Annotated in this window: 23 protein-coding genes; 4 read left to right on the forward strand and 19 right to left on the reverse strand. The window is 41.9% G+C overall.

Annotation, left to right across the window (positions count from 1 at the left end; genetic code table 11):
• Positions 1-161: 161 nt before the first annotated feature.
• From JCM23214_RS01365 to JCM23214_RS01475, 19 genes are all read right to left on the reverse strand, one after another.
• A complete protein-coding gene (locus JCM23214_RS01365; RefSeq protein WP_148301735.1) occupies positions 162-962 on the reverse strand; it encodes a hypothetical protein in 801 nt (266 codons plus the stop codon).
• Positions 963-1,085: 123 nt separating this feature from the next.
• Entirely contained in the window at positions 1,086-1,394 is a 309-nt protein-coding gene (locus tag JCM23214_RS01370; protein WP_025897126.1) for a hypothetical protein, read from the reverse strand.
• A 1-nt stretch (position 1,395) separates the two neighbouring features.
• The gene (locus JCM23214_RS01375) at positions 1,396-1,626 is read right to left on the reverse strand and encodes a toxin-activating lysine-acyltransferase (RefSeq protein ID WP_025897127.1); all 231 of its coding nucleotides are present in this window, start codon (positions 1,624-1,626) and stop codon (positions 1,396-1,398) included.
• On the reverse strand, positions 1,627-2,196 hold the full coding sequence (locus JCM23214_RS01380; protein WP_025897128.1) for a hypothetical protein: 570 nt from the start codon (positions 2,194-2,196) through the stop codon (positions 1,627-1,629).
• 123 nt (positions 2,197-2,319) lie between these two features.
• Entirely contained in the window at positions 2,320-2,973 is a 654-nt protein-coding gene (locus JCM23214_RS01385) for a hypothetical protein (RefSeq protein WP_025897129.1), read from the reverse strand.
• A gap of 4 nt (positions 2,974-2,977) precedes the next feature.
• A complete protein-coding gene (locus tag JCM23214_RS01390) occupies positions 2,978-3,211 on the reverse strand; it encodes a toxin-activating lysine-acyltransferase (protein WP_267879365.1) in 234 nt (77 codons plus the stop codon).
• 578 nt (positions 3,212-3,789) lie between these two features.
• Complete coding sequence (gene yiaA / locus JCM23214_RS18535) at positions 3,790-4,269, reverse strand: inner membrane protein YiaA (protein WP_025897131.1); 480 nt, start codon at positions 4,267-4,269, stop codon at positions 3,790-3,792.
• Between the two features lie 54 nt (positions 4,270-4,323).
• Complete coding sequence (locus tag JCM23214_RS18540) at positions 4,324-5,058, reverse strand: esterase/lipase family protein (RefSeq protein WP_025897132.1); 735 nt, start codon at positions 5,056-5,058, stop codon at positions 4,324-4,326.
• A 19-nt stretch (positions 5,059-5,077) separates the two neighbouring features.
• On the reverse strand, positions 5,078-5,815 hold the full coding sequence (locus tag JCM23214_RS01410; protein WP_025897133.1) for a sterol desaturase family protein: 738 nt from the start codon (positions 5,813-5,815) through the stop codon (positions 5,078-5,080).
• Between the two features lie 85 nt (positions 5,816-5,900).
• Positions 5,901-7,211, reverse strand: coding sequence for an MFS transporter (locus JCM23214_RS01415; RefSeq protein ID WP_025897134.1), 1,311 nt, complete (start codon positions 7,209-7,211; stop codon positions 5,901-5,903).
• A gap of 20 nt (positions 7,212-7,231) precedes the next feature.
• Complete coding sequence (locus JCM23214_RS01420; protein WP_084264491.1) at positions 7,232-7,687, reverse strand: lysophospholipid acyltransferase family protein; 456 nt, start codon at positions 7,685-7,687, stop codon at positions 7,232-7,234.
• Positions 7,688-7,945: 258 nt separating this feature from the next.
• Positions 7,946-8,527: a TetR/AcrR family transcriptional regulator gene (locus JCM23214_RS01430; protein WP_025897137.1), complete on the reverse strand. Its 582-nt coding sequence runs from the start codon at positions 8,525-8,527 to the stop codon at positions 7,946-7,948.
• A gap of 10 nt (positions 8,528-8,537) precedes the next feature.
• The gene (locus tag JCM23214_RS01435; protein ID WP_025897139.1) at positions 8,538-8,726 is read right to left on the reverse strand and encodes a hypothetical protein; all 189 of its coding nucleotides are present in this window, start codon (positions 8,724-8,726) and stop codon (positions 8,538-8,540) included.
• The gene (locus JCM23214_RS01440; protein WP_025897141.1) at positions 8,719-9,030 is read right to left on the reverse strand and encodes a hypothetical protein; all 312 of its coding nucleotides are present in this window, start codon (positions 9,028-9,030) and stop codon (positions 8,719-8,721) included. The genes JCM23214_RS01435 and JCM23214_RS01440 overlap by 8 nt, the downstream gene beginning before the upstream one ends.
• A 538-nt stretch (positions 9,031-9,568) precedes the next feature.
• Positions 9,569-9,793, reverse strand: coding sequence for a hypothetical protein (locus JCM23214_RS01455; RefSeq protein WP_025897145.1), 225 nt, complete (start codon positions 9,791-9,793; stop codon positions 9,569-9,571).
• A gap of 36 nt (positions 9,794-9,829) precedes the next feature.
• The gene (locus tag JCM23214_RS01460; RefSeq protein ID WP_084264493.1) at positions 9,830-10,654 is read right to left on the reverse strand and encodes a DUF2145 domain-containing protein; all 825 of its coding nucleotides are present in this window, start codon (positions 10,652-10,654) and stop codon (positions 9,830-9,832) included.
• Between the two features lie 6 nt (positions 10,655-10,660).
• Positions 10,661-11,086: an AbrB/MazE/SpoVT family DNA-binding domain-containing protein gene (locus tag JCM23214_RS01465; RefSeq protein ID WP_025897147.1), complete on the reverse strand. Its 426-nt coding sequence runs from the start codon at positions 11,084-11,086 to the stop codon at positions 10,661-10,663.
• Positions 11,076-11,498: a hypothetical protein gene (locus tag JCM23214_RS01470; RefSeq protein WP_025897149.1), complete on the reverse strand. Its 423-nt coding sequence runs from the start codon at positions 11,496-11,498 to the stop codon at positions 11,076-11,078. Before JCM23214_RS01470 ends, JCM23214_RS01465 begins: the two co-directional genes overlap by 11 nt.
• Before the next feature lie 12 nt (positions 11,499-11,510).
• Positions 11,511-11,726: a hypothetical protein gene (locus JCM23214_RS01475; RefSeq protein ID WP_025897151.1), complete on the reverse strand. Its 216-nt coding sequence runs from the start codon at positions 11,724-11,726 to the stop codon at positions 11,511-11,513.
• Between the two features lie 434 nt (positions 11,727-12,160).
• Between JCM23214_RS01475 and JCM23214_RS01485 the strand changes: the two genes are divergently transcribed.
• From JCM23214_RS01485 to JCM23214_RS01500, 4 genes are all read left to right on the forward strand, one after another.
• On the forward strand, positions 12,161-12,745 hold the full coding sequence (locus JCM23214_RS01485; RefSeq protein ID WP_159104277.1) for a TetR/AcrR family transcriptional regulator: 585 nt from the start codon (positions 12,161-12,163) through the stop codon (positions 12,743-12,745).
• Positions 12,746-12,834: 89 nt separating this feature from the next.
• The gene (locus JCM23214_RS26380) at positions 12,835-13,305 is read left to right on the forward strand and encodes a DUF2269 family protein (protein ID WP_199899207.1); all 471 of its coding nucleotides are present in this window, start codon (positions 12,835-12,837) and stop codon (positions 13,303-13,305) included.
• Positions 13,302-14,321 (forward strand): DUF4166 domain-containing protein, encoded by a 1,020-nt coding sequence (locus JCM23214_RS21900; protein WP_025897155.1) that lies wholly within the window; start codon positions 13,302-13,304, stop codon positions 14,319-14,321. The genes JCM23214_RS26380 and JCM23214_RS21900 overlap by 4 nt, the downstream gene beginning before the upstream one ends.
• The gene (locus JCM23214_RS01500) at positions 14,318-15,406 is read left to right on the forward strand and encodes a saccharopine dehydrogenase family protein (RefSeq protein ID WP_025897156.1); all 1,089 of its coding nucleotides are present in this window, start codon (positions 14,318-14,320) and stop codon (positions 15,404-15,406) included. Before JCM23214_RS21900 ends, JCM23214_RS01500 begins: the two co-directional genes overlap by 4 nt.
• The last annotated feature ends 436 nt before the right edge of the window (positions 15,407-15,842 follow it).

Here is a 15,842-nt window from a genome sequence, read left to right on the forward strand (position 1 = left end):
CCAAACAATTATTCAACAGATTTTTTTGAAATATTGACTAATGTTTTGCACTTACGCTCCTCCTAAGACCAAGGATAGAGTGCAAAGCATTCTCAATGTAAATTTTCTCGAATTTTTAGCTCTGTTTAAACTTGGTAATCTGACTTACCAATGGGAAAGTATCATTCATCTAACAAATCCAATTTTGAAGGAAAAACTTTAAGGTCTATCGCGCGAAAACTGACAACGATATTCTTGCTCGGTAGATAGAGAGTTAGGTTGGGAACTAAATCATAGATAGCTCCTTCAACTCTTATCTGATTAGGAAGCAGATCAGCATATCCTCGAATGCTGTTTGGGCAGCCGTCATTGTTTTCTGAACAAGGTATTCTGTACCATTTAGTTAATTCAATACTGTCGATTTCGAATTCCCAGATATTCTCCGCGGTCAATGGCAACCAAGTCTTGAAAAAGTTATAGAGAATTATTTTATCTGCACTTAGATCATATTGATTATAAAATTTCTCAACATCTACATGGGTGTCAGTCACATACGACAGTTTACTGGGAATTTCTTTCAGAAGGTCATCGGGAATTAAAACTGGCTCGGTCGCTCCGTGGATCAATGAAATGAGTCTTTCATTTTGTCCCCACTGCTGTTCAAAATAAATCAACGCGGCAAGGCCCGCAAAAAGCCTAAAACCAGCACCCATATTATATTCAGGCAAAGTACCCCTGAGATTTTGCCCGATATAAATTTCTTGGTTCTTAAATTCATAGAATTTAATATCGTCTTTATAAGTCGATATCTGTTCATTTGGGATCTTTTTTCTGTAGGATTGGATCGTCATATCTCTTGGATCAAATCCGAGTTTTTCAGAATTTATTGCAAAATTTATTGGGTTTACAGATGAAAAATTTTTACTGATGACAAGCTTTGGGTCTGCAGCGTTATCCAAATAGACAAAGGACGCTTCTTCCACTGTTTCTCGCAAGTTATTCAGACCGTTCAAATAGTGACAAATATCGTATTGCTTTGAAAAGAACACTCCCCCGTCATCTAATTTAATGTAGATGAAATCCAGATTAGATCGCCATGTAAACCGTCAATTGGTTTGAGAACTAAAACTCGCATCCTGATAGCATCTAATATTTTTACCGCCGGTATAGGTTTTACCTCTATATGCAAGGTTTAATTCAGATCGATATGTTTGACTGCCTTCCTGTGGCCATAGTGCACCGGGTCGGTAGGTATCATCATACAACTCCGGGTGTTCTATTTTTCGATCATCTCTGGCCCACTTATAATAAATTTCACGACTAAACTGATGATCAAAAAGAGCATCGAACAAGTAAAATGCACCAAATAAAATTAGCCAAATAGAAAATACGAGAACAAAACCGAGACGCTTCACATCACCACTCCACGACAGCCATGCCCTTGCCGTCGGGGACGGGTTGGAGGGTATTGATTTTTCTGTCTTTGAAGACTTTTTCTTTAAGCTCTTTGGTAGCTTCCTGTTGTCCGCCGAAGAGGACGATCAGGTCCACCAACCAAAGACGATCTCCAAAACCCCAGTCAGTGAGCCCCAATTTTCGAATACCCTGCATTATACGCCCCTCCGCCTTTGAATAATGCTCCCCCATCTACTCGCCCCCCTGCGAAAGCCGAAACCAACTAGCAGCTACAAGTAATGCGTTATAGAGGCTTACATACGCCAAAAAATACAAAACAAAATCGAGCATTGACCCTAGCGCTCCCCCGCTGAAAACATAAAGTTCACTAATGCCTCTTACAAACCAACGACGACCATCGAGATCAGGAAACAACCATGTTAAACAGAAAAAAAATAGAACGCTCATTAAATGCAATACAAGCATGCGATGATGAGCAATTGAGCTATCAAAAAGGAGCTTAGAAGTGCCACACTTAACCAGACTGCGGCCTCGAATTTTAAGAAAAGAGGTGACCAGAAACACCAATAAAACAAGGACCAATCCAGAAATGACTTGAAACCTATTTACACTATTCAAGATAGAACTATGACGCATGCAATCACAAGCAGCTGTGCAATTACATAAATCAGAGTATCTATCAATGAAATAAAGCAGTTCATCGACCACTTCTCTTACAAACAAGAATTCTGATACTTCGATGTAAACACCTAAAGAGTACGCAACATTCACAAACAAATAACAAAGGCCAAAAAGTACCATTACCTCACCACTCCACGACAGCCATGCCCTTGCCGACGGGGGCGGGTTGGGGGGTTTTCATTTTTTTGTGAAACGGTCAGGTTTCTTGTAGGCTTATTTACAGACAACTCTGAATTGAATATGTTATCCATTATCCACCCTTTTCCTACGCGCTTGTTCTATTTGACCTCGAGTGACAATTTCGTCAATAAAACCAATCACACCCTCAAAATTGTTTTCCCAATTTATTAGTCCCGTAGAGGCGAAAGTAAATTTTACATACAAGCCTTTACGAATTAGCTTTCCAAAACAAACTGAATAATTTGCAAGATTATAAGGATCTACAGTGCACTCAATAAATACGGCTGAATGATAAGGCCGAGTAGGAAAGTAATAAACTTTCTCACTCACTCCACGCCCTTTAAAAGAGTATGCGATTAACCCCAGCTGCGCATGTTCTCTAAGCGATTGGCTTCGTTTTTTTTTATCAAGCATGCTCTTATAGTTTTCTTCACTCATAGCCTCTCTAATGGAAACTATGAGCATTTCATCTTCATATGCTTGCTTTTGATAAAAATAATTCCAGGTACTAAATCCAGGCGATACAACATACGTTTTTAGAAAATCAGTTTTGTTGTTCTCACTAGTAGCCAATTTAAATGCGTATTTCGGAAGAAATATCGGAATATTACCCACTACAAAATACTGATCCTCCTCTAACCAACTTTGTAGAGTGCAATAGGCTGGAAATGCCCCAAGAAGTGCCAAAAAAATCAAAATTTTATAGACAGCCTTCATTTACTTACTCACCACTCCACGACAGCCATGCCCTTGCCGTCAGGGGCGGGTTGGAGGGTTTTGATTTTTTGTCTTTGAAGACTTTTTCTTTAAGTTCTTTGGCGGCTTCCTGTTGCCCACCGAAGGGGACGATCAGGTCCATCAGCCTAAGGCGATGGCCAGAACCCCACTCGGCGAGCCTCAAATTTCGAATACCCTGCATTATACGCCCCTCCGCCTCTTCGACAGGTAAGCCCAACTAACGAAGCCTAATGGCACTGAACACTATGCCAGAAACAGAATGCCGGCCGATACTTCAATCAGCGGAAACAGGCTTTTACCGATGTGCCCATAGCTGATTTTTTCGTTTACTATAAATTTGTCCACCAGCACCGGCAAGCGCAAAAGTTGTTCAACGCACCATCTAATTCATGCGGTTCCGCCTACTCATGTTCACGAATTTTTTGCTTTTTTGCACAGGTCCGGCTCTCCACCCCCAACTCTTGTCACAGCGAGCGTCACCATTGGTATCATTTTGGTGTTGATTTTACGGATAGTCACCGCTTGAGCATTTTCCGCAACAGATTGATTTCACACGGATTTGGGCGAAAAAATGGTGCCGCTGGCGTGCCCTGAACATGAGGCCTACCCCTTACGAATGCAAACGGATATCAATAAATTCAATAGCTTAGATTGACTAAAAAGTGGGGATCAAGTCCCCACTATCAGGGACATCAAAACTATAAAGTTGGCGAATATCTATCAGCGTCATTAATCGAGCTCATATCAAAGATCTCATTTAGTTGAGAGCTCTACCACTCGATTGCATCTTTTTCATCATTTCTCCTCTATATTTGAAGTTGTCGCCCCTTGTTCTTCGTACAAATGATCAAATTCAGACTCTTCCGACACTGGTGCAGCCAAGCTAAATGCCAGAAGATCACGCGTATTTTTCTGCACAGCGATGGCTGCAAAAAGGCTCAAGGTAAAGCCCATCAAGAAAAACCCCTTCTCATTCAATTGCATCTCAGCGTTCCACAAGCCGATCAGCAGAAGAACTACAGACGAGCCTAAAGCCACCCATGACAAATTGTAATAGACACCAGTAACAGGAATTCCTTCTGCTTTGTCCCTGACGGTTTTTTGTAGTGATACCGCTGAATACAATCCAAACATCAAGCAGATGAGATAGTATCCTTTTTCATTCAACTGTAACGGTGCATTATATAGCCCAAGTAAATAGGCAATCACACCAACACCCAGTGCTGCCCAAGAGGCTCCGACAAACGCGGAGCTTGGCTTAGAGATTACATTCATTTTGACCCTCCATTTTCCAAAAAATTTTCTCTTTAAGGTGATTGTACCGGTTCATTAATTGGCAAAGCTTCCGTTCTGCAAAAAGGACGCAATATTTTCTGAAGCTGCCTTTGAATACCGAATGGTTACATGTGTGGCCTGAACCGAGGTAAAATCAGTCATTCCTTCCATCCACATATGAGAAAGCGGCACAACACCATCATCTCTACCTGGCAACAAATATGCTGCGACAGGATTAAAAGTGATATCCCCACCGATGATCCCGACTTCGTAATCGGGTTTGGGTAATCTCGCAAGCCAACTATCCGGGCCTGTATGCAACTCCGCTGCGGTTGGCCCAAGAATATCTCTTGCGGATTGAAATTGATTGGCAAAATCGACGAGTGGACTTCCAGAATTTGGAGGAGACAGCATGACTACTCGTCCCAAACCCGACATCTCATTTTCTCCAAAATAAGCACGAACCAGTGGACCACCTAACGAATGTGTTACAAAGTGGATTGATTTTAAGTTAGCGTATTTGATTGTGCATTTGCCTATCTCTTTTCCGAGATCTTCTATCAATTTAACCAGACCAAGTTCACGTGATCGATAATCAACCCTACAGGTTTTATATCCCATATTTTGCAACCTATCGTCGATCAACCACATGGAAGCGCTACTCCGGCCCAAGCCGTGAACTAGAATAACCAATTCCTTCTTCTGACTATTGGCTGCAGCATCGTTAATGCTTTGTCCCAATAGTCCAGCGACACAAAAAAATACCGCAATAAAAACAGATTTGAACATCGGATTTCCGTTTCTATGCCTAATTTAATTCACTTTGAATTTCTTTATGAACGTCTCTGTAGCGAAGCATACTCGGCAGTTTTTCCTCTAATTCAGCGTCAAACCCACATTTGTCGTTCCATGAGTTTGGGTTTTCATAGGTACCGAACAGCATGTCCCACCAGACGATATCGCCATAGTTATTCCTGTGACGATCTTTCTGGTGGTGGATACGATGCATTTCAGGGCGCTGAAAAAAGTATCCAATCCACTGAGGGGTTTTAACGTTGGTGTGATAAAAAAACTCACCAATCGCTGTACAAAATGTGTAAACAGCAGCAGCTTCAATAGAAAGACCCAAAAATGTGTATACCAACAAGCTACCAATGAGTGAGTTTACAATCATTTCACCAGGGTGCTTGTAAAACGACGTGATGACTTCCAAACGCTGTGGACTGTGGTGAATTTGATGAAAGGCCATCCACAGAAAATCACTCTCATGACGTACGCGATGCCACCAGTAAAATACGAAGGTTGCGATAAAATATGCAAGAAAACCACCAGCTAACGGATTTAAAACCTCTCCAATCTGCAATAGCGAAACTGAAGACATCCACTTTTCCCAGCTTATTCCAGCGAGTAAAACCACACCTATCTGTACCAGATTGATCAGCACGACCCTCAAAGGCCAGGTCTTGATTTTGGGCAACTTCCAACCCGGAATAACTCTTTCCAATATGAAACACATCACAAATATACTGAAAATGGTGTACAGCATAATTCACCTCTTGATTTGCTCATCAGGCAAAGATCGCCTGTGGCGGTCAAACCGCAGAAAAGAAAAATTATTTAAAATCAGTAGTTTAGGTTATTTTTCGCCTCATAAAGAGTCGTTTGAGAACGCAATCATCCACTTTGGTCGAAACATAAAAAACAGATACTAGGCTGAAGAAACTAAGCACAAGGATCACAGTGACATAACTGCTGCCAAGAGCAAATAACCCCATCAAAGCAACGGAAGCCAATACCATTGCTAAAGAGTTCACGATATTAAGACCGGCAATGATGCGCGCATGGTGCTCCTTATCGCCACGCTCCTGTATCAAGGCATATAAAGGCACAACGAATATACCGGCACAGATGGAAAGAAAACTGAAATCGATAAAGACACGTAGACCACCTACAGATAGGAAAGTCATATAATCAATGGCTTTTAGCGGTGTAACAAACTCATTCACTGTAAATGCGAGATCTACAAGAAATGCTGTCATGATTAGCAGAGCGAGAGAACTAAACTTTGCACTCACTTCACCCTTCAGTATTTTGTTACACATCAAGGATCCAATACCAATACCGATTGAGAAAGCACATAACAGCATGGTAAAGACTGTTTCATCGCCATTAAACATATCACTCACCAGCGATGGGAGCAGCGTCAGCAAAGCCGCGCCAATCAACCAAAACCAGGAAATCGCCATTACGGACAGAAAAACAGCTCTGGTTTTCCTGCAATGCTGAATAATTTCCCAACTGGTTTTAACAAAATTGGCACTTAACTTGATATTAGCATCACCGATACCCGCTTTTGGAATACGTAAACTGGCGAGCCAGCCTAAAAGAGCGACTGAAACAATTACAACAGTTACAGCGAGTTCCCCTTGATCTCGTAGGATCAGCAAGCTACCCCCAATGGTACCGCCAAGGATTGCAAGAAAAGTCGCAGCATCAATTAGCGCATTACCTCCTACAAGCTCATTCTCTTCCAGATGTTCTGGCAAAATCCCATACTTCAAAGGACCGAAGAACGCGCTTTGAGTACCCATCAAAAACAGAATTGCCATCAAACCCCACGGATTTCCAACGAAAAACGCTACAGCCCCTAATGTCATAATGATAATCTCGGCGATCTTGATCCGGCGAATAAGCAGAGATTTTTCATACTTGTCAGCAATCTGCCCGGCAAAAGCAGAAAACAGAAGAAAGGGCAGAATGAATATACCAGCGGCCAGCGTAACCATTAGTTTGCTATCCATTCCAGCTGCTTGGGTTAGCTTATATGTAAACAAAATAATCATCGCATTCTTGAACACGTTATCGTTAAAGGCGCCAAGTACCTGAACAACGAACAACGGAAGAAAGCGTTTCGTTCCTAACAATGAAAACTGTGTCGACATACCCTACCCCTGCTTTTCTATTATTTATATTCCAGCACCAATTGGTTGCTGCGACCCTCAATGGTTGATTTTAACTCTTCCATAAAAGGATCTTTCTCCTGGCCAGGCTGAATGGCTGGCAGAAATTCTATAACCGCCGGACCTGGTTTTTTGATAAAATCCCTTCGTGGCCAACGTAAACCTACATTGGTGGCAACCGGAATTACCGGAAGTGAAAAGTCATCATAAAGATGGTAAATTGCCTTCTTATACTCAGACGGTTCACCAATACGTACCAGCCGTCCTTCGGGATAAATCAAGATCGGGCGCTTAGAAGAAACTGCCTTGCTCGCGCGAATAGTAAGACTGTCACGTGTTTTAGCCCCTCCTTCACTATTCACCAGGATCATACGCATTTTCTTCATTGCCCGACCAATAATTGGGTATTTCCCAAGTTCCTGCATAGCAATGGTAACAACCCCGGCCACCTTAGCCATGATGCAATGCCGTCAATTTCTGACTGATGCTTTGCAGCCAGGAGATATGGCCCTTCTTTTGGCAGATGTTCCAGTCCCCTGAATTCAATTTTCGTACCGCCAATTATATCAAATAATGCTACGCATCCTTTCGCCCAGCTCTGCGCCGCACGGATCAAGAGCCGCCGGCCTGGCAAAAACAACAATGGCAATACAAGCACAGCAAATACTACTGTAAACACATAAAAACACAGATTAAATACAGATGAGCGAACCACTTTATTTTCCCCGCTTGACCAATACCGACCAAATTGCGTCCACAAAATGATCTGCATAGTCTGTCATTGTTTTTTCCAGTCGCCCATACAACTTAAAAGTTGCCGGTTGCATGACTATCCCTAGTGAAATCGCTGACAATAATTCCGGATCACCATTTGGGATATCTTTCTTTTCAATAGCTTCTTCGATAAAGCTCTGGATTACAACCACCGGATTACCTTCATCCTGCGCCACGCGATCCAAGAAATCATGCTGTGATAACATGCAATAGCTAAAGGCCTCCGGTGCGATATCTACAAGCTTGCAAAAAGCATAAACTGTTGCTTCCACTGTTTCACGAAAATCAGATGATTGGCGCCGCGCCGTTAGCAATGAGCTTGCAATATTTCCATAGTGATGTTCGAACAGCTTCCAGGCAAGCTCGTCTTTACTGCTGAAGTGACGATAAAGTGTACCTTCCGCAACACCCGCAGCTTCAGTGATCTCTTTAGTCGAGGTTGCATCAATACCCTTGGCATTGAACAACTCAAGCGCCGCAGCAAATAGCTTGTTTCTGGTTTTCACTTTACGGTCCTGCACCATTATTGTTATCCTATTCTTGAGCGATCATTGCCTGTTCATACAAAAAAAGGCTTTCCTCGATCTTTTCAATCATCTCCGCCGTTTTCAACTGAAATGCGCGTATTTCGCGTTCCAACTTCCAACGAACATATCTGATCGCTACCTGTTTGCCGGGTCCCGTTAAGTTCAGAAGAGATTCTTCAGTAAAACAGTTATGCATTGGACACTCCCAAAATGCCGCGGCTGGCAAATTCACGGGTAAATTTGCGAAGTGCATTCAAAGACCCGTTCACCTTATTAATCAACGTTTCAAACTCAGAACCGAGTTCACCCTTTACTTTTTCGTGCTGGGCCAGACCGAATGACGCCCTCTCCACTGCAAATATGTGTTTCAACTTCAACGCTTCATCATGGGCTTTCAAACTCTCACTGATCTCACCCCTACCAAAAGAAGCCTCAATCTGGGCAACACGGTTCTGGATCTCTTTCATCAAAACCCTGATACGCTCCAAATTTGCTTTCATTTTCCTCTCCTGTCTTATAGTGAGTGATTACTCACTTTTATATAGTGCGTATTTATCTGATGCAAGGGAAAATTTGAAAAAACTTAAAAAGGATTGCTTTAGAGAGCACACTTATAGAGTGTCAGGGGCTTAGACTTTAACCACTAATTGCTGGTTTGTATCGCATACAACCTCAACACGCTTCTCCTAAGAAAAGCAGGAAGTATATTTTGAATAAACTTTCACTGATTGAGGACACTCAATGGCAGAGGTGGATTATGGTTAGGAAGAAATTCCTAAAGAAAGCCCTGAAATCAATTCCGCATCAGAACCGTTTCCAAAAATTGTCATACGGCCCACCCTATTTGAATGGGAAACATACAGCCCAAACATAGATATCAGCTGAAATTGCGATAGGGGTCTACATATTCGATTACGGAGCATTAAAAATATCGATATTGAACCAGAGATCTTTTCCTTTGTCTGACTCACCGAAAAAAATTATCAAACGCTTCTTAATAGTCAAACTGATAATTCTATTCAAAGGCTCGAGGGGCACCTAGTCCGTCCCCATGTACCGACGGCTAAACTCACAAAGTAATCCTGACACGATTACTGACGTAAAGAACATTACTCCGATAACAATGGGGTTTTCCGGCAGGTTCAGAACAAAAAACAGGCCGCATTGCAGTCCTCCAATCACAGCCCCGAGGAAGAAGCCAGGGAAATAGTTCAGGACCATCTCCCCAAAAATTCGCATTAAGCCTTCAGAAATATGCTCCATCGACCCCTCCTCGCGTCAATAATTCTCCTTTATATATTATTGCGGCGACATTCTTACAATACCCGGTATTTCGTATAACTCACGCGCGATACCGCGGTCGCGAGCATATTGACCGAGAGAGCGCACACTCACAAAGCTATATTCGCCTACTTCCTTTTCCTCTTTCGGATGATCGCTAAAGGATACATTTTCCTTGAATAGGGCACCAAAAAGGGATTCCAGGAAATAGATCCTGATTTTTGTTCCCTTGAAACCATTTTCCTTCAAAAAGACTTGCGCGTCGGCTCGTGAACTGATCTGAAGACCTCTTAGCTTTGCCTCCGCGCTCGCCATAACCTCCAAAATGAACTGGTTGGAGTTAATGAATCGGGTGGAAAATGGATAAGCGATCATGCTGTAATTCTTGTCAGCAAAGGCTAGATACGCCTTATTCACCATTTGCTGCCTAAACGCGTCTTCATAGGCCGCATGAAAAGTCAAAATGCTGGTATCATAACTAAACGGATCATCCAGAAAGAACTTCAACAAGCCCTCATCATAAACGGCCGCGGTGTCTTTACCACAATGATTCAGCATATGGGTGAATTGCCATTTATCAGTCTTGGTATTCTTCCAGACTATACCAGCGTGAGTGTATTTGAGCCCTTTTCCACTTATGTCACTACCAACCCGACCAACCACCGCAAGTTTAATCTGCTTGGTTTCCAGTTCTTGGAGCAAACGCGCAGCCTGCTTTCCTCCGTTTGTGAGTTGAGCTGAAGATAAGATTTTCTTCTCACACCGCCCGCTGCCATCAGCTTGCACAGGTGCGATATACATTAGCCCAGCCATTGCGACTGTGATGAGGGTTCTAAACATCATACCCTCCTAACTTTCCGCATCCAGAATAAGTTGTTTACCAAGCGAATTTGGTGCAATGGCAATTGCAATTTCGTCTTTTTCGAGCACATGCCCAAACTCGGTCGCCTTTGCCAGAATTCTATCACCAGGCTGCAAGTTTAGTTTTTCCGCGAGCTTTTTTGGAACGGCGACGCCCCACTTCAAAGACTTGTCTAAATCTTCAATCATTAATTCACTCACTTCACCTGAGGCTTCCACACTGGCAACAATAAGTTCAGCAGTTCCGGTTGACATAAACAATGCCGCCCCAACAGGCGCTGATACCACCGCCAGAGATAAGATAGACATTTCAGATGAATTTCTTTGATCCGCATTACTGATTGATAAACAAGACATTAACAATCCGCTTGTCACCAACACACCCATCAAACCGTTTGCAATTTTATTTCTCATCTCTTTTCTCCTTGAAGTTTTCGAAAGCCCTCTGGCCACGTTTGATAAAACCTAAGCACAATTCTGGTTTCTCGACGTTGTAAGCCGCATCAAAAGTCACCCCGACCTTCTTATTCTTTTGTTGTTTCCGCATAATATTTTCTGCCAAATCAACAAGATCTTCACTGGCAACATCCAATTCGATTTCCAGATAATATGCAATGGCACTACTATTGGCTTTGCGCGCCATGAAATCCTGAACATTCGTAGATTCTGCCATTAGATAAATGGTAACTTCCAAACAGTTCAGTGCACCTGCCTTGTCACCCGTGACCGTTATCTGCTTGGGCTCAGCCAAAGCAAAGTTCGACAAAACCGAAATCACCAACGCAATTACAGAAATCTTCGGGATTTTCTCGCTGACACTCTGCATTGTGCATTCCAATTATTCGAATGATGCCGTCTCAATGCCGCGACCTTCGAACATGTATCCGATAACCGCGTCCTCAAATGCAGAAGTCAGCATGTAAATGCCTTCCTGAAACATCTGATTCATATGTGACAAAAACCCCTGCACGCCGATCGTATGGGCGAGTGCAATGCCACCTAAACCTATCACCGCTGTAATTGTTGCCGTTTTAATTTTTTCACTGGTAAACATCTGGGTCACCTTTTTTCAAGATTTGAACTTTACCAACAAATGATCATTGATTAATTAAAGTATGGACAAGCTCCATATTTGTCAACAAATTAATTGATCATTGATTATTTGAATGCGTAAACGGCTAATTTCCAACAAACTCAAAATTAAAATTTCCCGATATGCGATTGAATTATCTAAACTATTTACGCTGTATTTTTTAATTACCAGAGGTACAAATTTCAAAATTGGCAAAAACAAGCTCTTTGAAATTAAAATTATAAAGTATTATTGCATGATCTAATCTACCCAGATTTTACAATTCCAAATTCAAAACTGTATGTAGAACCCCCTAGTGAACATCGATCAATTGATGTACAAACATTTACAAATCCCCCAACAGAGGTTTTCTCATGGCAAGAAGATACGACCACAGCCGAGACGAACTGCGCCAAATGATTTTGGATGAAACCGCCAACCAGATTAAATTGGTCGGTGTTCAAAAAATCTCAGCACGGAAAATCGCTAAAGAAATCGGTTATACGATTGGGACACTGTATAATTTTTTTAGGGATCTTGATGACTTGATCATGCAGCTGAACGGCATCACGTTAGACCGGTTGCACACACATCTTAATAACGTTGAACTCAACGGCACAGTCGAAGAACAGCTGACAGAACTTGCTGATGCCTATATTGCCTTCACTCGTAACAACTTGAACCTTTGGAACAGCGTTTTTGAATACCGCTTGGTCCCAGGGAAAGAGCAGCCTGACTGGTACCAAGAGAAAATCGAACTCCTACTCCGCTTGATCGAACAAGTCATTTCACCCCTTTTCACACATTTAGACCCCAAAGAATGTCATCAATCTGCGTGGGTATTATGGTGCTCATTTCACGGAATTTGCACATTATCGAACGCAGAAAAAAATAACGAAATTGCAATGGAGCAAGCGCGAACCCTGAGCCGTATGTTGATTGAAAACTATTTAAGTGGCTTAAAGCCAAGGATAGGTGAGGCAGACAGTGAACCACACTGATTTAGCGTTTTTTGCTAAAATAAATTCACCCTACTATCAAAAAATACTATTGTTAGATACTAAGCGATACCGTTCAAAGTTGGATTACATTGATAGAGTTATTTTTTATCGTAAAAACCCTCCATATCCTGAGCGCTTCAATTCTCTTTGGAACAGGGATAGGAATTGCCTTTTTCCTCTTTGCATCACACGTAAAAGGGGCTAGCCAGGAAAAATTTTTCAATGCAAAGATTACAGTGCTCGCAGATTTTGTCTTCACGCTACCTGCAGTATTACTCCAACCCTTAACCGGGTTATGGCTTATTTATGAAGGAGGTTACAATTACACGGAATTATGGCTGCTAATAACATATGGCCTCTATTTTCTAATGGTCATAAGCTGGATACCTGTCGTGTTCATTCAGATTAAACTCAAGAACATTCTACAAGAAGCGCAGGCTAATAACTCAACACCGCACCCCTCTTATGACCGACTTATAAAAATATGGTTTTTTCTTGGGTGGCCAGCATTCGTTTCCATTTTTGTAATATTCTATTTGATGATAGCTAGACCGGTATGAGCGATAAAAAGTTCAAAGAATCAGAACAAGCAGTCTGGTTTATCTACGATGGCGAATGTCCTATTTGCAATATTGCTGCGAATGGATTTGCGATAAAGAAAGCAGTTGGGAACCTGAAACTCTTAAATGCGAGAGAGAACATGGATCACCCATTAATCCAAGAAATCAGCGATCGCAATCTAGACTTGGATGAAAGTATGGTGATCAAGATGGGCAAACAGTTTTATCAAGGTCCCGACGCTCTCCAATTAATGGCATTGTTGGGTACAAACAAAGGATGGTTTAATCAACTAATTTATATCCTTTTCAGAAGCCCCTCTCTTTCCCAAATTGGCTACCCCCTTTTAAGGAATGTCCGAAACCTTCTCATTCGATTGAAAAATCAAAACAAAATTCAAAACCTGAAACATGCTCAAACGGATGGAATTATTTTTAGAAGCATTCTTGGAGCGGATTGGGAGCAACTACCACCAGCTTTAAAACTACATTATAAAAACAAAGCCTTCAGTTCTGAAGTCACCAAGATGCAGGGACACCTAACTGTTCACACCTCTTTATACTCAAAATTTCTTTCACCGGCATTCCGCATTGTAGGCGCATTAGTTCCGAAAAGTGGTACTAAAATACCGGTTACGGTTTACGCTAGGAGTAACCCACATAACGCCAATTACATTTTAGATCGCGAATTTAATTATTTAGATGGAACAAAACTTCGTTTTCGATCCTCATTAGAAGCAAGTGGACACAATCAGCTCACCGAATTTATGCGTTTTGGTATCGGCTGGCGATCTTCGTTTTCTTGGGATGGCGAGCATATTCGATTGTTACATCTTGGCTATGTTTTGCGCCTCTTCCGACTAAACATACCGCTTCCTGTGTCTTGGGTCATAGGAAAAGGCTATGCCTACGAGAAACCGATATCCGACACCGAATTCAAAATGTATATGGAAATCAGGCATTTTCTTTTTGGTAAAATCTACGGGTATGATGGTCGCTTTAGGGTGGCAGCCAAATGACGCGCATCCTCATCATCGGTGGATATGGAAATTTCGGAACTTACATATCCAAGAAGCTGGCTACTCAAGTAAATTTTCAAGTAATTGTTGCCGGCAGAAATGAGACAAAAGCCAAAGAATTAGCCACCCAAATTAACGCCGAATGGGCGGTGCTGGACATCACTAAGAATTTGGATGAAATCCTTATACATTTCGCTCCAAATATTGTTATTCACACCTCAGGCCCCTATCAGGGTCAGAGTTATCATGTTGCAGAAGCCTGTATTAAGCATGGCTGCCATTACCTTGACCTCGCTGACGCCAGAGGCTTTGTATCCCAGATCACCCAACTTGATGCGAAGGCTAAAGCTGCAAACATTTCAATTATTTCGGGAGCCAGTTCGGTACCGTGTTTATCTTCGGCAGTAATTAACAAGTTCAAACCACTATTCAAAAGCCTGAATGCCATCGACTATGGCATCGCTACCGCGCAGCAAACTAATCAGGGTCTCGCAACAACAAGCTCAATACTAACATATACTGGCAAACCTTTTCAGACACTCCAGAATGGCACCTCGAAAACAATATATGGTTGGCAGGATCTACATTTGGAAAAATACCCAAGCTTAGGGAAAAGATGGCTCAGCAACTGTGACGTCCCCGACTTATCCATATTCCCGGAAATCTATCCCGAAATCAAAACAATCCGTTTTTTTGCCGGCGCAGAAATACCACTAGCTCATATTGGGTTATGGGTCCTATCCTGGCTACCAAGATTAAAAATAATCAAGACGCTGTCTTCATTCGACCGCTTTTTATTATTCTTGGCAAAAAAGCTGGACATCCTGGGAACCGGTAACAGTGCTTTTCACATGCATATGAATGGAAAAAGCAGCGAGGGAAAACCCTTGAAAAAGTCATTCTATATCTTGGCTTTTGATGGAGATGGTCCCTTAATCCCTTGTATCCCGGCAATTCTTCTAACTAAGAAACTGGCAACCGAAAAAAACATACCAACTGGAGCTTTCTCAAGCGCAGGCCTACTTACACTCCAGGAATATATAGAAGGTTTAGAAGGGCTCAAAATTAGGTACATTGAGAGCTAGAAAGCCTGCTGATGAATTTCTCATTGGAAATCTTTCCATTTGTTGAACTCCGCAATGAGTTTAGGGATGCGCTTCATAGCTTTATCAAAAAATAGCTTAACAATTAGCCAGACACACTTCACAGATAGATACAAAGAATGTGTCCAAACAGTCTCTTTATGAAAGGCAAATTACCCAAAACTGGACTCACCTATAGACCAAATTGCAAGTAAACATTTGACCGCAATAATTAGAAAACAGCCTTCAATCAAATAAAAGGTACCAGCTTTTATATTTATAAAACAATCACCACAAACACCTTATGTATAATGTTTTCAACAATGTCATAAAATGCAGTATTTACGTTCTGGTTCATATTTCAAAGGAAGAGGGCGTCACAACTCAAACGCGATAAAATCAAAGAACTCAGCTAATGTTTGTCAAGTTAACTCCATTC

The sequence above is a fragment of the Sneathiella glossodoripedis JCM 23214 genome (genome assembly GCF_000616095.1).
GTDB lineage: Bacteria > Pseudomonadota > Alphaproteobacteria > Sneathiellales > Sneathiellaceae > Sneathiella > Sneathiella glossodoripedis.